This window comes from uncultured Maribacter sp., from assembly GCF_963977385.1.
Taxonomy (GTDB): Bacteria; Bacteroidota; Bacteroidia; order Flavobacteriales; family Flavobacteriaceae; genus Maribacter.
On record NZ_CAXBOU010000008.1, the window covers coordinates 95,500 to 115,735 of the forward strand.

The following is a 20,236-nucleotide window of genomic DNA, read 5'->3' on the forward strand; positions in this document are numbered from 1 at the left end:
GATTAATGGAGATGGATAAAGTATTAGAGGCAAAGAATATTAATAAACACTTTTTGAAACCTAAAGATTTTCATGTTTTAAAGGATATTTCGTTTGCGATAAAACAAGGCGAGTTTGCATCTATAATGGGGAAATCAGGCTCAGGAAAATCTACCTTACTCTATATTCTTTCGACCATGGATACTGATTATACTGGCGAATTATATTTAAACAATGAATTGGTAACCGGTAAATTATCGACAGAACTGTCAAGAATTAGAAATGAACATATTGGTTTTGTTTTTCAATTCCATTATTTGTTATCTGAATTTAGTGTGCTAGAGAATGTGATGCTCCCTGCTAAAAAATTAGCACGAAAATCTGTTAAGGAGATTGAACATGATGCCATTCTAAAATTAAAGATGTTAGGGATAGAGCATTTGGCTATGCAAAAAGCGTCACGTATTTCTGGTGGTGAAAAACAACGTGTTGCCATAGCAAGGGCATTAATCAATAACCCTTCTATACTTATGGGTGATGAACCAACAGGTAATTTGGATAGCTATAACTCTGACAATGTTTTTAATATTTTTAAGCAGTTAAAAGAGGAGGAGGGGCTCTCGCTTCTAATTGTTACTCATGATGAGGATTTTGCCAATCGAACCGATTATATTATACAAATGGAAGATGGTCGTATAGTTGACAAATCAATAGGATCGTTATGAAGTAAAGCCTTTTTAATTTTGAATGTTCACCACAAACTAGGTTAAGAATATATAAGACCGATTTTAAAATTGTCAATAGCTACTTATAATGGTATATTGTTTTTTATAAAAGAATATAAAAAATGGAGTTTAAGTTCCATGTAAAATAATATCCTATGTGGACAGCGATTTTTATTGGTATTTATGTACTGATTACGTTATCGATAGTGCTATCCATTATTCTTTATGGGGCAAAACCTTCTAAGAGTCTAGCATGGCTCTTAGCCATTTTCGCATTACCTGTCGGTGGCATAATATTATATCTTTTATTAGGGCGAAATAGGAGAAAACGAAAATTGATACGGCTTAAGAAAGACATGTTTAATAAACTACCTTGGCCAAATTCTGAACAAGTAAATGTTTTCAATGGCAGATATAGAAAATTGATGAAGCTTAGCTATAAGAATTCACATTTTCCGCCTACATCGAATAATCAGTTACAATTATTGAAAGATGGAAGAACTACGTTCGAAGCTATATTTGAGGCATTAGAAAATGCTAAAGTCCAAATTCATATACAATATTATATTTTTGAAGAGGGAGAACTAGCAACTAAGCTATTCGAATTATTTGAGAAGAAAATTAATGAAGGGGTTGTCATAAGAATGATTTATGATGGTATTGGTAGTTTTTCGTTGAGTAAGAAATATTTAAAACTCTTATTAAATATAGGTGTTGAAGCGTATTCATTTCTTCCTTTTAAATTTGGACGGTATTTATCTTCCCTTAATTATAGAAACCATAGAAAAATAATAGTGGTCGATGGCGAAATAGCTTTCACTGGCGGCATCAATATTTCTGATAAGTACCTAAAAGGTCAAGTTGGGTTAGGCAAATGGCACGATATGCATTTGAGGCTTGAGGGACCTTCGGCCAAGCAACTAGATCAAGTTTTTATGACAGATTGGTTTTTAGTAAGTACTAAGCTGTTACAACCGTTAACAATTACAGGAAGCAGCATAGAAAAGGTTTCAAATGAATTAGTGCAAATTGTAGCCGGTGGCCCAGACGATGATTTCCCAGTATTGGAACAGACCTATTTTTCTATGATTAATATGGCCGAAAAATACATTTATATAACCAACCCATATATTATACCTGGACAATCTTTAATACGCGCATTACAAACGGCAGCCTTAAGCGGCGTTGATGTTCGTTTGCTAGTGTCGGAAAATGCAGATAATAAGGTGGTTAGTTGGTCTGTTCATTCGTATTTTGAACTGTTTCTAAAATCAGGTATAAAAATTTACCTTTTTCCTGATGGATTTTTACACAGTAAAATTATGGTGAGTGATGATGCTATTTCTTCAATTGGTACGGCAAATTTAGATGACCGTAGTTTTGAACAAAATTACGAAGTTAACGCTATTATGTATAATAAGGAGTTCGCTAAGCTTTTGAAAGAAGACTTTCTAAATGATAGTTTGGTAAGCAATGAACTACTTTATGAGCAATTTATTCAAAGACCTTGGAGCAAAAAAATAAAAGAAGGTTTTGGTAAAGTTTTGAGTCCGTTATTTTAAAAAGTACCGATTAATCAACTTGGGATGTGAAAACTAAATCTTGGTCTTCCATTGCTACAATGACTAATTTTATATAATCTTTTACGGCTTTTTCAATATTATTAGGGTCAGTTATATCGATAACACCCCTCCATATCATAGCTCTTTCTTTACCCTCACAGATACAGTATAAGGTAGTCTCTGCATGATAAACCGTAAATTTCTCATAATAATTATCATCATAGTAAATACCTTGATGTTCTAAATAATCATCATTAAAACGAGACTGATGATCATCCCAACGAGAAATAGATTTCATAAAATTCTCACGATTTTCAGAGCCAGTAATTTTGGTCAAAAGAATCGCATCGAAATCTTTGTCTAAAAGGCTTTGTTCAACTTCATCTAATTCTTTCTCTGTTTTTCTTGAATTGGTAAGCGATAAATCGAATATGTCAACACTACGCCATGCCTCAACATTTCTACTTGTAAATTCTTTTTTAAGTTGACTTTCAAAATTTTCTCTAGTTTCTGCACTTTGCGTCATACCTACCAATAAAACCTTGTTGGCATTGAACAAAACTATATCTGGGTTCTTCCAATTTTCTACTAAACTTATAGAAGAACAGCCCATCAAGAAAAATGAGAATATGACGAATATCTTTTTCATGTTGCAGGTATTGATTAAGAATATATTTCAAAGTTAAGATATAGAATATAGCATGCATATGACAATGGTCAGGTATTAAATTCTGATTATTAAACTCAAGTGTTAAGCCATTATAACATCAAGTCTATAGTTTCGTCTAATTTAGGTATATGACACTCCCAACCCTTAGTGTCTCTAATTTTTACTTTAAAAGCATCTAAAGCGCCTGGTTCACCATGTATCAAAAAAACTTTTTCAGGTACATTTTTGATGTCATCTATCCAGTGTAAAAGTTCGGCTTGGTCTGCATGGGCAGATAAACTTTCAATTAAATGAACACTAGCTTTTACCGGATAATATTTTCCGAATATCTTAAGTTCATGCGTACCTTCTAATAGTTGTCTACCTCTAGTACCTTCAGCCTGGTAGCCAACAAGTAGTACATTTGTTTTTGGTTCATCAACTAACTGTTTAAGATAGGTGAGTACCCTGCCGCCGGTCACCATTCCACTACCTGCAATAACGATTTTAGGTCTAGGGTCATCTATAGTTTTCCAGGTATCTGCGTATGATGTAATTATATTAACATGGTTGCACATAGCTTCGAATTCGTTCATCGATAACTTATGCCAATTTGGATATTGCTGAAATACGTTGAGTACATTATTACCCATAGGACTATCAATAAAAATAGGAATATTGGGTATTTTGTTCTTCTTATACATTTGCCATAATAAATACATAAGCAATTGTAGGCGTTCAACTGCAAAGGAGGGAATAATCAAGGTTCCTCTATCATTTATAGTTTTTTGAATAAGACTGCTTAAAATCTCGGTAATATTTTCCTTAGGATGTAATTTATTGCCATAGGTACTTTCTAAGAAAAGATAATCTGCCCATTGTGGTCTTTCTGGTGGTGATAAAAGCTCATCATTTAATCTACCAACATCTCCTGAGAAAACAAAGACCTTGTCAAACATTTCAAGATGTATAAAAGTTGAACCAATTATATGGCCATTATATTTAAACTGAAATCGTATATTTTCTGAAAGCTCGATCCAATCATCTTTTTTGCACCCAGAGAATAACTTAATGGTATTTTCAGCTTCTCTAAGGTCGTAAAAAGGTAGGGCAACAGGGTGTTTAGAATACCCTTCTTCATTTGCTTTTTTTGCTTGCTCTTCTTGAATTTTAGCACTGTCTAGCAAAATTATACGTGCAATTGCCAAGGTAGGCTCTGTTGCTAATATGCTACCCTTAAACCCTTCTTTTACTAACCTTGGTAGATAACCGGTATGGTCTAAATGACCATGTGTTAACAGAACAATATCTATTTTACTGACATCGATAGGTAATGGTTCCCAGTTTTTTTCACGTAATTCTTTTAAGCCTTGAAACATACCGCAATCTACAAGTATGTTAATTTCAGGTGTTTCAATATAGAACTTAGAGCCGGTAACAGTACCTGATGCTCCTAGAAATGTTATGCTAACTTTTTTCATGATATTAAGGTTTACATAGTTGTTCAATCTCCTTTAAAATATTTGTCTTTCTCGGTTCTGCAACACCCAAATGGTCTAGAAAAAATTTATCTTTTATAAGTTGTCGGCAGAGCACTACATTTCTGCTCAATAAAAATTGCTTTTCACGTTTAGATAATAGACCAGAGACTGTAATAGGGTAGAGGCCTAACCTGTCAATTCTATCTTTAAGTCCGTCATTGGTTGGGTGATCCCAGCTTAAAAGGTATAGGTCGGCACATTTTCCGTATGTAATTGCATCTTCAGTGAATCGAGTATTGGTAACGACCCATCCTTTGCTAAGAGGTTTGGTATTATTGCTATTAGTTACCCAATGTGCTTTTACATCGTTATATCTAGAATGAATGTAAAGCGGAATTTTTACATTGCAATTTCGACCTTCGTCATTATGAAATTTACATTCTATAATGGTGACTGTATCATTTTTTTCTGCCACTACATCAATTTCATGAGTAACACATGCACCATTTAAAACAATATCTACTTTGACGTTGTACCCTGAATATTGTAAAATTGCACCGACAAAACGCTCGAAAGGAAAACCTGTAGGCCCTAATTCATAAATAGCCTTCTTGAGTTTATATTTTGAGGCAAATACAGATTTATTTTTCTTAAGTAGTGAGTATGCTCTGTTATAGATTTCATTGGTTGTTATACCATCGAAAAGTTCATCATTGACTTTGCTAACAATTTCTTCTACCAACTCATGATTAGCATCACTATGTTTTAATGAATTTCGTAGTTTATCTAATGAAAATTTCACTTTTTGACCTGAAGATTTTATGATATCGATAGTGTTATTGGTATCCATGTTACTTTCTTAAATTAATGTCTATTGGTGGTATTTGAAGCAATTGTAATGTTGTAGATGCCAAAACTACTTTGCCATTTGTATTTAGTATCGCTTTTTCTATATGTTCAAAAAGAGTATGCTTTGTATTTCTTCTACGTTTATAATCTGTTATATATCTTAGGTTTAATTGAATCCAGTTATCGGTTAAATTCATGGCGATTGTAGGTTCTAATGTTGCATTTTCAATGTAGTAATGCTCTACCATTTCTTTCCATTTAGCTTTAGACTTTTCTGTATAATCAGATAAAAGCTCTGTTGCACTATTTAATAGTATGGTTTTCGCAAGTGCTGTATCAGAACCATATGTGATTAGTATATTCAGCTCATCCCAAACGAATGGGAAGTCCATTGAGTAATTTTTGATAGGACCTTTAAAAACAAAGGCATTACTGATTTTTACAATTCTACCCGAATAATTATCACTACTCACCCATTCGCCCATCTCCATAATGGTAGTGTATATACTATCGATATCTATAACATCTCCTCTTATATTATTAATCTCAATTCGGTCACCAGGCTTGTATACGCGAACGAAAAAAATATAGAATGACCCCGCAATACTCAGTATTAATTCTTGAAGGGTAAATGTTATACCAGCGGTAAATAAGCCGATAATTATGGTATAATCTTTTAAGCTATCTACTGTTATGGCCATTAAAATTAAGAATACAATAAGTACATATCCTATAATTTCTACACCTTTTTGAGCTTTATATCTAACAGTGATATTATCTATTCTTTTTTTAAGTGTTTTTCGAACTAAACCAATGATAATGATAATAATCAGAATCCACATGATTAATTTCGCCACCTTAATGACTATCGGATTTTCAATCAACTTAAAAAGTGTATCCATACTTATATTTTAAAAAACCGCCAATGAATTCAATTCTTTGACGGTTTCGATTTTAGACATTAACCAACCAACTATTCTTGTCTAAAAAAATCTCTAACAAAGGCCTTGGTCTGGTTTTCGGTCATACTATCTGCCTTTTGGACCGACAATACTTTTTCGAACAAGGGTTTGTAATGTTCCATTAATTCTTTTTTAAATTTTTCACTCGTATCCGCTGGTCCAAAAAGCATTAATTCATCACTATTTGAAACTGCATCTACAATGTTTTTAAAGTAGCTCTTGAACTGATGTTTTTCCTTTTCTAAATATTTACTTTCATGTACTACGTCTTGTGTAACACCAGATTTTACTCGAGATCCTCCAGTACCTGTTTTATTAAAGAATTCAACCTCGGAATCTATTGTATCGACCGTTTCCCCATTTGGAGTAATCCTTACAATTATTGCCTTTTTACTATCTAACCATATTCCTACTTTTTTCATATTTTTAGTTTTAAAATTTGTATTTAGTGTAGTGCCAAAATGGGCACTTTACTGTCATAGCCAATTTCTTTTACAAGCGGTCTTGAAAATACACTACCAAAAAATATATGCTTACGATTAATAAAGGCGACCATATCACTATTTCTACTCTCGACGAAAGTTTGTATTCCTTTTCCTAAATGACTTTCTGTTAGTGTATGAAAATTGTAATTAACCTCTGATAAAATGGTTTTAAGTAGTTGCTGATTGTTTAATTGCGTTTCAGAAAGTTCTTTTTTCTTATTAAGATGTAAGATGGCAATTTCAGCATTGTGCATCTTTCCTATTTCTATAAGATAATTTAATTCTGTTCTTTTAAAGGTATCCTTATAATCTGTTGGGAAAACAATTTCTTTAGGTGGTGAAAATGAAATATTTTCTGGGATTGCCAATACAGGACATTCCCTTATTTTTTCCATTGCCATTACTGTATTGCTGCCAAACAACACACCTTTTGACCCCGTTGCACCTTTTGTGCCCATGGAAATTAATTCAATATTTTTATCAGATATCATTTTTTTGATAGATTCAGATAAGAAATTGTGAGTTGATTTAGTATAATAATTGTGTTTAGGGTTGTCGTTATGGAGTGCTAGTGTATCTAATAGTTTTACAAAATTCTTTTCAGAGACTGCTTTTGCCAATTCAAATTCAGCGCTTCCTTCTTCAGGAATGTTTAAACTATTTGTTGTATATTTTTCAAAACTAAATACATTTAGAAAATAAAAATCACAATTTAACTTGGCATATAAATCAATCGTATAACGTATTGCATTCAATGCGTTTTTAGAAAAATCGGTCGGTATAAGAATACGTTTATTCATAGATAACACAGTTAGATTATTAATTAAATATATCGTTCAATCTGATGAATAACTATGATAATTATCAGTCTTGTACAGGTAGAATTAAAAATGCTGTGTTGGCATAAATACTTAAATCCATAATAACAGGTTCGTGCAATAGACGTTCAAAGAAATTTCTTCTGTGATACGCCATGGCAAACATTTTTATGTTTCTTTCAGATAAGAAATCTTGAATTACATTAGCCTTATCGGCATAATTCCAAATATCATCAAAACTATGTTGCGTTTTTGCTAAACATTTTTTCAATAATTTTTTATTAGAAACCTGGCTAGGGTTCATTATTTCTTCTTCGTTAATATGTAGAACTCTTATCGCGGCATCAGTAATAGAAGCAATAGATAATAGCATAGCCAAGGTGTTTCGGGTGTAGCCTTTTTTAAAGTCGGTTATAAATGCAATTTCGTCAATAGGTTTATAGGCGATTTCTTTTGGTACGGCTAGTATAGGGCATTGTGTAATGGTATTTGCTATCTTAATGGTATTGCTGCCCATGAATAATTCTTTGGCGCCGGTTTTTCCTTTATTACCCATTACTATAAGGTCGATTTCAAGATTGTCTATTGTTTGAGAAATAACACTAGATATAGTTCCTTTACTCGATATAGTATTGAATTTGTGTAATTTACTACCGGTATCAAGAACAATTCTATGAACAGTTTCGGTTAGATTCTCTTGGGATGTAGTACGTAAATGTGAAAGCTCTTTTTTACCTACGAAAAGTACGTTTCTCGGACCCGATGTTGCTGTTAAATCATCGTAAATATGTATAATGTGAAAAGTACACGGTTTCGATGCAAAAATTTGTGTAGCGTAAAAGAGCGCATTATAGGCTTCATTTGAAAAATCTGTTGCGACTAGTATGTTTTTAATTTCCATAATTATAATTGTGGTATTACCATGAAAGGAACGGTTACATGAAAACCTATTTTTTTAATTACCGGCTCAATAAATAGTCGCTCAAAAAAGGTGTGCTTGTTTTGAATCATGACTAATAGATTTATCTTTTGCTTTACTTGAAAGTCGTTAATTGCTGCAATGACTTCATTGCTAGGTACATCATGAAACAAAGCATTTTTGGTCAAAACTTTTTCTAATTTTTCTTTGTTTTTTAGTTGAACAGGGTTGAGTTCATTACCTGTAGAAACATGCATTACATTTATTTCTGATACGTGCGTATGTACAATTTTTAAAAGTTGGGCTAAACTGTTTTTATCCAACTCGATTTCAAAGTCATTAGGGAAAAGTATTTGCTCTGGCGCTTCATATTCAAAACCAGGAGGAATTACTAAAACAGGACATTTGGCATTTTTTATAACGTTTACGGCATTAGACCCAAATAATATTTCTTTAGCGCCTGTAGCACCCTTTGTGCCCATAATTACAACATCGATATCCTCAGCTTCAACAGTTCTGGTGACTTCGCTAGAAAGCACGTTCAAAGCTGAATGGGTGATGAACTTGTGTAGAGGGTTTGTGAATTGTTTCTCTAATTTCTTCTTTAAATTATCTAGATTATTCATTGAATTTTCTTGAACAATATCTCCAAGACCTATCTGTGCAGGGCTACCCATTAGATATTCTGTATGGTAAACAGGCGGCATGTAGCTATTCAAAAGAAAGAATGTGCATTTTATATCTTTATATAAAGTAAGTCCGTATCGAATTGCTGCTAAGGAGTTTTTAGAAAAATCTGTAGGTAATAAAATACGTGTCATAGTTCTATTATTTGATGAATTGAATTTAAGTACAGTTGTTTACATATTTTATGACATTCGTCAGGTTCGCTCTATTAGAAATTACTTATTATTAGTAACTAAAAATAAGCTTATGAAAAAGAGTTTTAGAAAAAGTATAGGTTCAGAAATACCGACATTGGTTCATTTTTATGCCAATTGGTGTGCACCTTGTAAATTGATGAAACCAATTCTGGAACAAATTGAAGTGGAAATGGGTGATGCACTGAACGTAGTAGAAATAGATGTTGAAGCCAAAAAAAAATTGGCTCGTAGATATAAGATTAAGAGTTTGCCGACGCTATTGATATTTAAGAATAGTATGCCACTATGGAGACAATCTGGAGTAATACAAAAAGTTGACATTAAAAAAGCTATCAATGAATTAATCTAATAAAATTGAGTACTCACCCAACTACGTTAAACTAACTCATTTTAAGACTCATGAATAACTAAAAAAGGTACCTGGGTATGATAGCTGATTTTTTCTACGGTTGGCCTAAATAGAATACGTTCTAAGAAATTAAGATTTTTAGCAACCATAACTAATAAATCTAGATTTCTACTCTCTGTAAAACATTGAATGGATTCATCAATTTTCTTGCCGGTAACTAAGTGAAAAGTACATTCTATATCTTTATAATGTTCAAATAAAAGAGCTTTATTTTTTTCTTGAATGGCACTCATTTTTTCATTTTTGAGCGAAATATAAAGTAATCGTAACGCAGATTTTTTAAGAAGTAATATATCTTTTAAAGTTTCTAAGATTTTAAGGTTATACTTTAATTGAAAATCCGAAGGGAACCCGATTTCCTTAATGCTATGATATGTTGCTTTTTCAGGTACAGCTAATACGGTGCAATGTACTTTAGTAATTACATCACCCGTATTACTACCAATAGATACCGATTTTAAACCTGTTGAACCCTTAGTACCCATAATAATTAGGTCAATTTGTTTTTCTTTGACTTGCGATTTAATATGGTCGGTAAGAAAACCATAGAGCGCAAGAGTATTGAATTCATGCTTTACATTTAAAGGCAAATGTTCAATTTTACCCATTAGCTCATTCAGTTTTTCTTTACTTTCAACTAACAGTGTTTCCTCCAAGACCTCAGGAGATAGAAACATAGCTGTTTCACCACTAGCATTAGTATTTACAGAATTTATATGAACAATATGAAAGGTGCAATGGGTCTTCTTGAAAAATGAAATACCATAGAGTAAGGCATTCCATGCGTTATCTGAAAAATCTGTGGGAATTAATATATTTTTCATTTTGATGTTTAATTAGTACTAAAAAGTTTTTAAATTTTATTGAGGTAAAAAGACGACCGGAATGTTAGAATGAAAGGCTATTTTTTTAACAACGGCTTCTCCTATTACTTTTTCCCAGAAGGTATGCTGATGACGAATAATACTCAGTATACAAGAGTCCATATTATCTACATATTGGTCAATACTTTGAGAAATATTGATTTCAAAAGGTATATTCTTAAAGCTATAATCTAGCCCTGAAAATCTTTCTTTTAATATGGATTTATTCGTGTTTTGTGTATCGTTCAAATTAAATTCGATAGCCACATGAACAATTTCAATTTTTGCTTTCCAGAGAATGGCAAGTTCTATGACTTGTTCTAATTCATTCTTCTTATAAGATTTAGTGAAATCAGTAGCAAAGATTATAGTATGTAGTTTTTGAAAATTATAACCCTCAGGTATGGCAAAAATAGGAATGTCTTTTACAGTCTTTAAAACCTTGACGGTATTACTGCCTAAGAAAACCTCTTTAGCACCAGTAGCGCCCTGTGTTCCCATCATTAATAAATCAATATCATTCTCAACGACTAATTCTTTAACGGCTTCTTCTAAGGTCTCAGATTTAGATACGGTAGTGAATTTATGCTTTGGGTTTTTATGATTAATCTCAAAATATTTAAACATTCCTTCTAATTCTTGTTCAGAATGCTTTGAAAGAGAATCATATATGACACCTAAACGTTGTTGACTTTTAGTGCCTAACAAGTTTAGCGTCTTGGGTTCATATGCATTTAATAGATAAAAATGACAATCGACTTCTGCAAACATTTTTAATGCCGTAAAAATGGCATTCCAAGAATTTTCTGAAAAATCTGTTGTTAATACTATTTTCTTCATTCTATTTTTATTTAAGATTACCTAGGTAAATTTTGCATTACTAAAAATGGAACCATGGGTGTAAGCCCGATTTCATCAATGGTAGAACGGTACAGCATATCTTCTAAAAATGAGTGTCTTGAATTGACCATAACCAAGAAATCTATATCATTCTGTTTTATGTATGTCATAATTGCTTTTGCTCTATTTTCGACAGCTCTACTAACAAAGGATAACATTGCATTCGGTAATGATTCTTTTAGAAACTTTTTATTATCTAGTTGCCTATGACTTAAATCTTCAAAATCAGATATATAGAGACAATGTACTTGAGCTTTAAATTGAGCTGCCAAAGTATCTAAGAGTTTAAGTTCTCTTCGTTTATAGGGTAACATAAAGTCGCTAGGAAATAGAATATTTTTTGGTTGTTCAAATTCATACCCGTCTGGGATTGCTAATACGGGACATTTTACATACTTAAATACTTGAACCGTATTACTACCAAAGGTTATACCTGAGTTTGCTGTTTTACCCTTAGTACCCATAATCATAAGGTCAATATTTTTGATGTTCACAAAATCATTGACAGCATCTACTAATGATTCAAACGAAGTAATGCCTTCATAATGATGTTTAGGGTTATGCGTTCGTTCTTTTACTTCTTTAACAAGTTTGCTTAATTCATTTTCAGAATTTTTATGAATGGCTTGTTTTTCGTGTTCAAAAGATTTTTCATTCTCATTATGAAAAGGACCATAAACTTCATCAGCATAAGCATGTATGAAATAGAAGTTGGTACGCACACATTTAAAAAGATTTAGAGCATATGATATGGCATCATTTGCATTGCTCGAGAAATCAGTAGGAATGAGAATATTTTTCATAGGTTTTCTATTTGAAGACCCTATAAAACTATTCTAGGACAGATAGAAAACCTATGATATTTATCATACGGTCTTTGAGTGTAAATTATACCAGGTAATTTAGGTAACGTATTTAAGTATCTTAAGTTCTTTTATTCGTATGTTTCGCCCTTCAATTTCGATTAGCCCTTCTTTCTTAAAGCCTGATAATGTTCTAATCAAACTTTCGGTAGCGATACCTGCAACACTTGCAAGATCAGCGCGAGATATTTTTATAGGCTCAGAAGCATCTTTATTCATTATTTCGGCAAATTGTAATAAGGTCTGGGCTGTTTTTTTACGAACCGAACTATAGGCCATTTGTAATAGTTGGTGTTTAATGTCTGATATATTATCAGATAGAAGTGCCATCAATTCTAGGGGAATAATATGGTTTTCTGTAACAATTTCATTCAACTGTTCTTTAGTTATAGCTGCCAGTTCAACAGGTTCTAAAGCAGTAGCCGATTCTTGATAAACTGCATCGTTCATTAAAGAAGCAAACCCTAGAAAATCATCTGCATGATGTAGAGTTGTAATTAATTCCTTACCATCTTCATCCATGGTATGGCATTTTACGACACCTTTTAATATCAGATAGACATTAATAGATCGAGCTCCTTCTTCATATATAGTATCTCCTTCTTTTATATTTAAAATTTCCCCACTATCATCAAAATAATTTTTAAGTTGGTTAAGATTTCCGATTTCATCGGGGTCTTTAACCATAACCTCATTATTTGTTGTTATTTGTTGAAGAATTTTAGCTTTGGCCATTCTACTCTCAATGGCACTCATTAAATCTTCTTCTTCAAAAGGTTTGGTCAAGTAATCATCCGCACCAAGATCCATTCCTTTACGAACAGCTTTGTGCTCTGTAATCGCAGAAAGAAAAATAAAAGGTATGTGTTGTGTACTTTCATTGCTTGATAGTGCTTCTAAAACACCATAGCCATCTACTTCGGGCATCATAATATCACAAACAATTAAATCGGGCAGCTTTTCTTTTGCGCTTTCGATTCCAATTTTACCGTTGGCTGAGGTAAAAACTTGATAACCCGAAAGTTCTAAAAGTTCTGCTGTATTCTCCCTTAATATTCTATCGTCTTCTATTAATAAAATGGTTTTCATTAGGTGGTAATTTTGATATTTTTAGGGATATGAATTGTAAAAGTTGAACCGATATTCTCTTGGCTATTAAATGTGAGTGTCGCTCCTAAATTCTTAAGATGCTGCTTAGATATATTAAGTCCAATACCAGTACCTTGATTCAATAAAGCATTTTCAGCCCTAAAATAGCGATCAAATATATATTTCTGTTGTTCTTCAGGTATACCTATACCCTGATCGATAACTTCTAAGACAAAAAAATCGTTTTCAATGGTAAATAGAATTTTAATTGTTGAATCTTCGGGTGAATATTTAACGGCATTCTGTAGCAGGTTAGAAAGAGCCAAGATCAATGTTTTTTCATCAAATGTAAGAACCACCTCATCTACATTGTCGGGATAACGAATATTTTGCCCTGTTTTTAATAGCATATTTGCATCATACACAACTTCATTAATTAATCTGCTTAATGGAAATTCTGCAATACAATAATTGACCTTACCCGATTCTAAACGTTCTATAGAAAGAAAATCGTTTAGTATTGCATCTAGCTGTTTTACCTTAGATTTTATGGTATCTACGTGCTTATCACGTTTTTCTTGCTGTTCGGTTTCTTTATATTTTGAAAGTAAGGTTACTGAGGTAAGAATGCTACTTAGCGGGGTTTTAAATTCATGAGAAACTAAAGACAGAAATCGGGTTTTTAGTTCATTAAGTTCTTTTTCCTTTTCTAGAGCTTCGGTTAATTGTTTTGTTCGTTCTTGAACAGTTTGTTCGAGATTTCGAGTGTAGTTTTTACGATTTGTTATGTCAGTAACAAGTGCCATTACATAAGAGTTCCCATATAGATTAAAAGGGTTAAGTCCCGCTTCTACAGGAAATTCCTCACCATTCTTTCTAAGACCACTAAGATCACGACCATGGCCCATTTTTCTTTTTTCACTCTTTTCCATAAAATGAGAAAAATGTTCTCCGTGATTATGGTGATATCTCTTCGGTATTATAGACTCTAAGGGTTTCCCTATAAGTTCTTCTTTATCATAACCAAACATTTCCTCTGCAGATGAATTTGTTGCTACAATTTCTTGTTTTGTATTGACTAAAATAATTCCCTCAGAAATTCCTTCCGACAAGAGATTGAAAATATTACTATTTTTTTCAAACACGTTCATTTTTAAATATAATCTTTAACTGATTATTATCATAGTAAAGTGCGTTTTATAATAGTATTTTTCTAACATTAATAATAAATATTAAGATATGTTGAACTCACAGAAATTTGGTATAGAACTTTATGAGAATTTAGGAAAATTATTTTATGCTATGGCAAGTGTAGATGGTTCGGTACACACGAAAGAAGTAGATCATCTGCGGTCTTACCTACGTAGCTATTGGTTAGATATAGATGTTATCGAAGATGAGTATGGTACAGATGCAGCATTTAGAATAGAGACTACATTCGATAGGTGTTTAGAGTACGAAGAAAAAGCTAATGATTGTTTTAATTATTTTAAGGATTTCTATTTAGAACACGTGAAGTTGTTTACGCCCGATGTAAAGAGATTGACGATAGATACAGCAAACGCAATGGCAAATGCCTATGCAGGTAAAAACAAATCCGAATTGATACTTCTATCAAAAATTGAAATTCTATTTAGATAAGTTTTAGAACGTTTAATCATTCGATTAAGAAGACTGATAATGGTTATAGTAAAAGTATAATGAACAGAATTCATTGGTAGAATAATCTTGATTGTTCTTTTAACAAATTAAAAATTAATACCCATGGGAAGATTAAAAGATAAAGTTGCGGTAATTACCGGAGGTACCGGAGGTATAGGCTTAGCTACGGCAAACCTATTTTTAGAACAAGGAGCTAAGGTTGTTCTAGTTGATAATAATAAAGAAGCTATTGAAGAATCGCGTGCTAAACTAAATCACAAAAATGTTTCATATTTTCAAGCTGATGTTTCTAAAAAAGAGGATACAATCAAGTTTTTGAACCATTCGTTAAAAACCTTTGGTAAAATAGATATATTCTTCGCTAATGCAGGTATTGAAGGAGTTTCTAGTCCCATTGAGGCATACCCAGAAGACATTTTTGACAAGGTTGTATCTGTAAATCTTAAAGGGGTATGGTTAGGTTGTCAATACATAATCCCAAAGATGGAAGAGGGTGGTAGTGTCATCATTACATCTTCTGTTGCAGGATTAAAAGGATTTGTTGGTTTGGGCGCCTACGTTGCTACTAAACACGCAGTAGTTGGAGTTATGAAAGTTGCTGCGGCCGAAAATGCCTCACGTAAAATTCGTGTAAATACAATACACCCTGGCCCAGTAGATAATGATATGATGCGTAGAATAGAAAGCGATATGTCTCCTGACAGTCCAGATGCTGTTAAAGATGGTTTTACAGCAACGGTACCTTTTGGGCGTTATGCAACCTCAAAAGAGATTGGTGAAATCGCATTGTTTTTAGCTTCTGATGAAAGTAAATATATAACTGGGTGTACACACCTTATTGATGGTGGTATGCTGAATGCTTAGGCGGTAATCTACCAAAAAGCAATCAGTTTAAAACTTGAATATATGAATGGTAGCATTGATATATTCAAGTTTTATGTATGAAAGCAGTACCTTACAAATAAAAATAGCATTCATGATCATCCATAATTTAGGAGAAGAAAATTCAGTTCTCAATCAATTTATTTCGGAAATACGTGATTCACATATTCAAAGAGACGCCATGCGTTTTCGACGTAATATAGAACGAATAGGGGAAGTACTTGGGTATGAGTTCAGTAAAGAATTGGTTTATAGTCCGAAAATTATAGATTCACCATTGGGTCTTAAGGAAATGAATTTAAATCATGATCAGTTAGTGCTATGTTCCATATTAAGGGCTGGTTTACCGCTTCATCAAGGACTATTAAATTATTTTGATACTGCAGAGAACGGTTTTATTTCTGCTTTTCGAAAGCATGAAGGCAATGAAGATACTTTTGAGGTAATTGTAAAATATTTCGCAGCACCATCTTTAGAAGGTAAAATCTTAGTACTGACAGATCCAATGTTGGCTACAGGTAGAACGTTAGAAAATGTTCTTTTGGCCTTGAAGGAACATGGTACTCCTTCAGCCATTCATATTATCTCAGTAATTGGGTCTCAACAGGGTATCGAGTATATAGAGAATATCTTTCCAGAGAACACCCATTTATGGATAGCTGCTATAGATCCAGAGTTAAATTCTCGGGGTTATATAGTACCAGGTATTGGTGACGCAGGTGATTTGGCTTATGGTGAAAAGCTTTAATTAATCTTTGTTTTTACTACGTTTTCTCCACTTTACCAATTCAAACCACAGCACTGAAACAGCACCGACTAAAAACGAAGTTCCTAGCTGAGTAAACGATAAACTTTTAAATTCAAAAAACCTAGTTAAGGCAGGCGCATAAAGTAATAGTAGCGAAAGTGTTACGGTAATGCCTATAATTAAAGGAATCAAAGAGTTCTTGTATTTCAAAGTCGTGAAAATGGAATAATAAAAAGAACGATTGACCAAGGTTAAAAAGATATTAGCAAATATTAAAACCATAAATACCATGGCTCTTGTAGTATTTTCTGCAAACCCCGTTGCAACTGTATACTGGTATACTGATAGTGCACCAAGAGTTATAATTAAACCCTGTATAACACTAGTTGTTAGCTCTTTGTAGTTGAAAAAGGTAGTTGAAAAAGGTCTAGGTTTTTTGAACATCATATTCTTTTCCATCGGTTCATTTTCGAAAATGATAGAACATGTTGGTCCCATAATCAATTCAAGTAAAATTACGTGTGAAGGCGAAAATATATTCGGATAAACCCAACGTAATGCTAGCGGTATAAATACCGTAAGAATTATAGGAATGTGAATAGAGATGATATACTGTATTGCTTTTTTTAAATTGGTATAGATTTTTCTACCCATAGCAATGGCATCGACCATTTTAGAAAGATCATCATCAACCAAAATTAATGAGGCAGCCTGTTTCGCTATTTCAGTGCCTTTTTTTCCCATAGCAATGCCAATATGAGAAGCTTTTAGGGCTGGCCCGTCATTGACACCATCACCTGTCATGGCCACTACTTCGTTATTTTTCTTAAGCGCATTTACGATTCTCAATTTTGCATCAGGATACATTCTTGAAAACACATTGGTGTTTTTTACTTTCTCTTGTAATTCAGCATCTGTTAATTGCATCAATTCATCACCAGATATACATTTTTCATATCCTTTGAAGTTGATTTGCTTTGCGATAGCCATAGCTGTATTGGCATTGTCTCCTGTAACCAGCTTTACTTGAATTCCGGCTGTTTCAAAATCTTGGAGTACTTGAGATATATTTTCTTTTGGCGGGTCGTAAAAGGCCACGATGCCTTTAAAATCAAATTTAAAGTCTTGCTGCTTCTCAGGATATTCGTTGCCAGTAAAGATAGCCTTGGCTACCGCTAATAATCGATAACCTTCCTTTCCTAAATTTAAAATAGTTTCTTGCAGTATTTTTACTTCTGATGGTGTTAGATTAGATACTGCGATAATTGCTTCAGGGGCTCCTTTGGCAGCAACGATAAGGTTTCCTTTTTCATTTTGAAATAAATGAGTCATCATAGGTGGTTTACCACCTAATGGATATTCATGAACCATTTTGTATTTTGGTCGCTCATCAAATGTGGAAAATTTCCCATATGCATTATGTAACGCAATCTCCATAGGGTCGAATGGTATCGGTTCGCTCGCCCACATAGCCATAGTAATTAGGTTCTTTTCTTCCGTCTCAAGATTTTCATCAGCATTAACTATTTGTCCATTTTTTAAAGTGAATAGTTTTGCTAAGGCCATTTTATTCTGTGTAATGGTACCGGTTTTATCTGTACAGATGACAGTAGCACTACCTAATGTTTCTACCGTCTTCATTTGCTTAACCACAATACCCATTTTCATAAGTCGCCAAGCTCCTAATGCCATAAAAGTGGTAAATGCAACAGGTATTTCCTCAGGTAGAATACTCATGGCTAGTGTCAGGGCTTTCAACAAACTATCGAGAACTATTCCTGAACGCAAGTAATTAATAGCCCAAACCAATAAAAAAATGACACCGCCCCAAATCGACATCAACTTTACAAAGTTTGAAATTTTTAATTCTAAGGGAGTTTTTTCCTCGTTAATATCTTCAAGGCTTTTTCCTATTTTACCAAGTTTGGTTAGATTTCCAATAGCCGTAATTTGCGCAATGGCCAAACCACTGGCTACTGTACTACCAGTAAAAATTGAATTATCTGAACTTTGAGAATCTTTATAAATCGATAGCGATTCTCCTGTTAGGATAGATTCATCTACCGAGAAGTCATTACTATGTACAATAATACCATCAGCAGAGATAGTGCTACCTTCTTCTACCATAAGATAATCGCCAATAACCAATTCCTCACTATCAATCTCAACCACCTTACTATTACGTATTACTTTACTTTTCGGGTGTGTAAGATTTTTAAGGTTTTCAAGTGCTTTTCTGCTTCTAGAGTCTTGGTACAGCGATATAGATCCAACAAGGATAATTGCAGAAGCTAAAAATATACCATCTCCCCAGTTACCGGTTATGAAATATATAGAAGAGGCAACTAGTAATAATAATACCATGGGCTCTTTAGCGATACTCTTAAGGGCATCTAAAAAGCTGTTTTCTTTTTTATAGTTAAAGGTATTTGTGCCATGTTTTTCTCGTGAGGTTCTAACTTCTTTATCGGTGAGGCCAGAAATTCCGAAATCTTTAGGACTATTCATAAGCTATAATTATATATAATAGATATAGGTTAGAGGTAATTAGAAGTAATCGGCAAATTATTCCAAAACCTTATTGAATATACTGATATTTATCATATCGTTTTTACAAATAAGGTTGCACTTTTAGCATAATAAAAATCTTTTAATTTTAATATTATGGAATCAGAAGTAAATGATGTACGAATAATAATGAAAGAAACATATGCTAGGTTGGTCACATTTAAAAGTGAGAACAATCAAGAGTCGTTTAATAAAGAATTTTTAAAAATTCTTCCAAAAATATATAGGTATGTAGCTAAACGATTAAATAGCGCAGTGTCCAATGGAAAATTGAATAAAGGCATGTTTAATCCGAATGATTTTACGGATCAATTATTTATTGAAGTCTATGATAATATAGCAGAAATAAAAGATGAAAATGAACTACATGCTTTTCTCTTTAAAAAAGTAGATCAGTTACTGGAAGACAGTTTGGTAGAAGAGGAGTTTGATCAGGTGTTCTTTGATAATATAGACACCTATTCTAAACCTGAGTGGGATGCTATGGAAGAGAAATATGGCAGAGATGGTGATGGGGATTTTGTAATGTTAGAAGAAATGGATGATAAATCCTTAAATAAGGATAACTATATACTTGACCATGTTTTTATTACGAATGAAGAAAAAGAACTTGCAGACAAATTAGATGCTTCATTGAATAAAGAGCGAATTGAACGCCATATGCAGTTTGTACTTGATAAGATGGACTTGCCTATGAGAACTGTTTTTGAGCTCTTTGCTAATGAAGGTTTTACGGCCAAAGAGATTTCGAATATCCGTGATACTACTCTTGCTGAGGTTGAAAAAGTTTTAGTTACTGCACGAAAAATCTTAAGAAACAGTTTTGAAAAAAGATTCTTAATAGGAACTAATTAAGGTATAAAAGAAATGCTCTCATTGAAAAATGAGAGCATTTCTTTTTAATAATTGAGTGTTTGTTTTATTCATTTAAAAGTGTAA

At 32.9% G+C, this 20,236-nt stretch carries 21 protein-coding genes; 7 read left to right on the top strand and 14 right to left on the bottom strand.

The window, feature by feature from the left end:
• The first annotated feature begins 11 nt into the window (after positions 1-11).
• Complete coding sequence (locus AAC084_RS10180; RefSeq protein WP_339840072.1) at positions 12-704, top strand: ABC transporter ATP-binding protein; 693 nt, start codon at positions 12-14, stop codon at positions 702-704.
• Positions 705-859: 155 nt separating this feature from the next.
• On the top strand, positions 860-2,266 hold the full coding sequence (cls, locus tag AAC084_RS10185; RefSeq protein WP_339840073.1) for a cardiolipin synthase: 1,407 nt from the start codon (positions 860-862) through the stop codon (positions 2,264-2,266).
• 10 nt (positions 2,267-2,276) lie between these two features.
• On the opposite strand, the gene AAC084_RS10190 is transcribed toward cls, so the two are convergent.
• From AAC084_RS10190 to AAC084_RS10225, 8 genes are all read right to left on the bottom strand, one after another.
• Complete coding sequence (locus tag AAC084_RS10190; RefSeq protein ID WP_339840074.1) at positions 2,277-2,915, bottom strand: hypothetical protein; 639 nt, start codon at positions 2,913-2,915, stop codon at positions 2,277-2,279.
• 110 nt (positions 2,916-3,025) lie between these two features.
• Positions 3,026-4,396, bottom strand: coding sequence for an MBL fold metallo-hydrolase (locus tag AAC084_RS10195; protein WP_339840075.1), 1,371 nt, complete (start codon positions 4,394-4,396; stop codon positions 3,026-3,028).
• Positions 4,397-4,400: 4 nt separating this feature from the next.
• Positions 4,401-5,246: an ATP cone domain-containing protein gene (locus tag AAC084_RS10200; protein WP_339840076.1), complete on the bottom strand. Its 846-nt coding sequence runs from the start codon at positions 5,244-5,246 to the stop codon at positions 4,401-4,403.
• A gap of 1 nt (position 5,247) precedes the next feature.
• Entirely contained in the window at positions 5,248-6,147 is a 900-nt protein-coding gene (locus AAC084_RS10205; protein WP_339840077.1) for a mechanosensitive ion channel domain-containing protein, read from the bottom strand.
• 71 nt (positions 6,148-6,218) lie between these two features.
• Positions 6,219-6,629: a hypothetical protein gene (locus tag AAC084_RS10210; RefSeq protein ID WP_339840078.1), complete on the bottom strand. Its 411-nt coding sequence runs from the start codon at positions 6,627-6,629 to the stop codon at positions 6,219-6,221.
• 23 nt (positions 6,630-6,652) lie between these two features.
• Positions 6,653-7,492: a universal stress protein gene (locus tag AAC084_RS10215; protein ID WP_339840079.1), complete on the bottom strand. Its 840-nt coding sequence runs from the start codon at positions 7,490-7,492 to the stop codon at positions 6,653-6,655.
• A 64-nt stretch (positions 7,493-7,556) separates the two neighbouring features.
• Positions 7,557-8,411, bottom strand: a complete 855-nt coding sequence (locus AAC084_RS10220; RefSeq protein ID WP_339840080.1) for a universal stress protein — start codon at positions 8,409-8,411, stop codon at positions 7,557-7,559.
• Positions 8,412-8,413: 2 nt separating this feature from the next.
• Positions 8,414-9,250 carry a universal stress protein gene (locus AAC084_RS10225; protein ID WP_339840081.1) on the bottom strand — a complete coding sequence of 279 codons (837 nt, stop codon included), beginning with the start codon at positions 9,248-9,250 and terminating at the stop codon, positions 8,414-8,416.
• A 112-nt stretch (positions 9,251-9,362) separates the two neighbouring features.
• Here AAC084_RS10225 and AAC084_RS10230 point away from each other — a divergent pair, with 112 nt between their 5' ends.
• Positions 9,363-9,662 (top strand): thioredoxin family protein, encoded by a 300-nt coding sequence (locus AAC084_RS10230; RefSeq protein WP_339840082.1) that lies wholly within the window; start codon positions 9,363-9,365, stop codon positions 9,660-9,662.
• Between the two features lie 41 nt (positions 9,663-9,703).
• Here the strand turns inward: AAC084_RS10230 and AAC084_RS10235 are convergent, their stop codons facing one another.
• The 5 genes from AAC084_RS10235 to AAC084_RS10255 all read right to left on the bottom strand — a co-directional run bounded on the left by AAC084_RS10235 (position 9,704) and on the right by AAC084_RS10255 (position 14,588).
• On the bottom strand, positions 9,704-10,546 hold the full coding sequence (locus tag AAC084_RS10235) for a universal stress protein (RefSeq protein WP_339840083.1): 843 nt from the start codon (positions 10,544-10,546) through the stop codon (positions 9,704-9,706).
• 36 nt (positions 10,547-10,582) lie between these two features.
• Entirely contained in the window at positions 10,583-11,425 is an 843-nt protein-coding gene (locus AAC084_RS10240) for a universal stress protein (protein ID WP_339840084.1), read from the bottom strand.
• A 17-nt stretch (positions 11,426-11,442) separates the two neighbouring features.
• Positions 11,443-12,288, bottom strand: a complete 846-nt coding sequence (locus AAC084_RS10245) for a universal stress protein (RefSeq protein ID WP_339840085.1) — start codon at positions 12,286-12,288, stop codon at positions 11,443-11,445.
• A 99-nt stretch (positions 12,289-12,387) separates the two neighbouring features.
• Positions 12,388-13,437, bottom strand: a complete 1,050-nt coding sequence (locus tag AAC084_RS10250; RefSeq protein WP_339840086.1) for a response regulator — start codon at positions 13,435-13,437, stop codon at positions 12,388-12,390.
• Positions 13,437-14,588 carry a PAS domain-containing sensor histidine kinase gene (locus AAC084_RS10255; protein ID WP_339840087.1) on the bottom strand — a complete coding sequence of 384 codons (1,152 nt, stop codon included), beginning with the start codon at positions 14,586-14,588 and terminating at the stop codon, positions 13,437-13,439. Before AAC084_RS10255 ends, AAC084_RS10250 begins: the two co-directional genes overlap by 1 nt.
• A gap of 88 nt (positions 14,589-14,676) precedes the next feature.
• Between AAC084_RS10255 and AAC084_RS10260 the strand changes: the two genes are divergently transcribed.
• From AAC084_RS10260 to upp, 3 genes are all read left to right on the top strand, one after another.
• The gene (locus AAC084_RS10260; RefSeq protein WP_339840088.1) at positions 14,677-15,078 is read left to right on the top strand and encodes a hypothetical protein; all 402 of its coding nucleotides are present in this window, start codon (positions 14,677-14,679) and stop codon (positions 15,076-15,078) included.
• A gap of 123 nt (positions 15,079-15,201) precedes the next feature.
• A complete protein-coding gene (locus AAC084_RS10265; RefSeq protein WP_339840089.1) occupies positions 15,202-15,963 on the top strand; it encodes an SDR family oxidoreductase in 762 nt (253 codons plus the stop codon).
• A gap of 112 nt (positions 15,964-16,075) precedes the next feature.
• Positions 16,076-16,729, top strand: coding sequence for a uracil phosphoribosyltransferase (upp, locus tag AAC084_RS10270; protein WP_339840090.1), 654 nt, complete (start codon positions 16,076-16,078; stop codon positions 16,727-16,729).
• On the opposite strand, the gene AAC084_RS10275 is transcribed toward upp, so the two are convergent.
• Positions 16,730-19,237 (bottom strand): cation-translocating P-type ATPase, encoded by a 2,508-nt coding sequence (locus AAC084_RS10275; protein ID WP_339840091.1) that lies wholly within the window; start codon positions 19,235-19,237, stop codon positions 16,730-16,732.
• A gap of 156 nt (positions 19,238-19,393) precedes the next feature.
• On the opposite strand from AAC084_RS10275, the gene AAC084_RS10280 reads away from it, so the two are divergent.
• On the top strand, positions 19,394-20,152 hold the full coding sequence (locus tag AAC084_RS10280) for a sigma-70 family RNA polymerase sigma factor (protein WP_339840092.1): 759 nt from the start codon (positions 19,394-19,396) through the stop codon (positions 20,150-20,152).
• The last annotated feature ends 84 nt before the right edge of the window (positions 20,153-20,236 follow it).

What these genes read in the sequence shown, in the direction of transcription:
- AAC084_RS10275 (WP_339840091.1), bottom strand. Translation starts at nt 19,237, where the DNA reads ATGAATAGTCCTAAAGATTTCGGAATTTCTGGCCTCACCGATAAAGAA.
- AAC084_RS10255 (WP_339840087.1), bottom strand. Translation starts at nt 14,588, where the DNA reads ATGAACGTGTTTGAAAAAAATAGTAATATTTTCAATCTCTTGTCGGAA.
- AAC084_RS10230 (WP_339840082.1), top strand. Translation starts at nt 9,363, where the DNA reads ATGAAAAAGAGTTTTAGAAAAAGTATAGGTTCAGAAATACCGACATTG.
- cls (WP_339840073.1), top strand. Translation starts at nt 860, where the DNA reads ATGTGGACAGCGATTTTTATTGGTATTTATGTACTGATTACGTTATCG.
- AAC084_RS10250 (WP_339840086.1), bottom strand. Translation starts at nt 13,437, where the DNA reads ATGAAAACCATTTTATTAATAGAAGACGATAGAATATTAAGGGAGAAT.
- AAC084_RS10225 (WP_339840081.1), bottom strand. Translation starts at nt 9,250, where the DNA reads ATGACACGTATTTTATTACCTACAGATTTTTCTAAAAACTCCTTAGCA.
- AAC084_RS10235 (WP_339840083.1), bottom strand. Translation starts at nt 10,546, where the DNA reads ATGAAAAATATATTAATTCCCACAGATTTTTCAGATAACGCATGGAAT.
- AAC084_RS10220 (WP_339840080.1), bottom strand. Translation starts at nt 8,411, where the DNA reads ATGGAAATTAAAAACATACTAGTCGCAACAGATTTTTCAAATGAAGCC.
- AAC084_RS10265 (WP_339840089.1), top strand. Translation starts at nt 15,202, where the DNA reads ATGGGAAGATTAAAAGATAAAGTTGCGGTAATTACCGGAGGTACCGGA.
- AAC084_RS10280 (WP_339840092.1), top strand. Translation starts at nt 19,394, where the DNA reads ATGGAATCAGAAGTAAATGATGTACGAATAATAATGAAAGAAACATAT.
- AAC084_RS10240 (WP_339840084.1), bottom strand. Translation starts at nt 11,425, where the DNA reads ATGAAGAAAATAGTATTAACAACAGATTTTTCAGAAAATTCTTGGAAT.
- AAC084_RS10180 (WP_339840072.1), top strand. Translation starts at nt 12, where the DNA reads ATGGATAAAGTATTAGAGGCAAAGAATATTAATAAACACTTTTTGAAA.
- upp (WP_339840090.1), top strand. Translation starts at nt 16,076, where the DNA reads ATGATCATCCATAATTTAGGAGAAGAAAATTCAGTTCTCAATCAATTT.
- AAC084_RS10200 (WP_339840076.1), bottom strand. Translation starts at nt 5,246, where the DNA reads ATGGATACCAATAACACTATCGATATCATAAAATCTTCAGGTCAAAAA.
- AAC084_RS10205 (WP_339840077.1), bottom strand. Translation starts at nt 6,147, where the DNA reads ATGGATACACTTTTTAAGTTGATTGAAAATCCGATAGTCATTAAGGTG.
- AAC084_RS10195 (WP_339840075.1), bottom strand. Translation starts at nt 4,396, where the DNA reads ATGAAAAAAGTTAGCATAACATTTCTAGGAGCATCAGGTACTGTTACC.
- AAC084_RS10260 (WP_339840088.1), top strand. Translation starts at nt 14,677, where the DNA reads ATGTTGAACTCACAGAAATTTGGTATAGAACTTTATGAGAATTTAGGA.
- AAC084_RS10245 (WP_339840085.1), bottom strand. Translation starts at nt 12,288, where the DNA reads ATGAAAAATATTCTCATTCCTACTGATTTCTCGAGCAATGCAAATGAT.
- AAC084_RS10215 (WP_339840079.1), bottom strand. Translation starts at nt 7,492, where the DNA reads ATGAATAAACGTATTCTTATACCGACCGATTTTTCTAAAAACGCATTG.
- AAC084_RS10210 (WP_339840078.1), bottom strand. Translation starts at nt 6,629, where the DNA reads ATGAAAAAAGTAGGAATATGGTTAGATAGTAAAAAGGCAATAATTGTA.
- AAC084_RS10190 (WP_339840074.1), bottom strand. Translation starts at nt 2,915, where the DNA reads ATGAAAAAGATATTCGTCATATTCTCATTTTTCTTGATGGGCTGTTCT.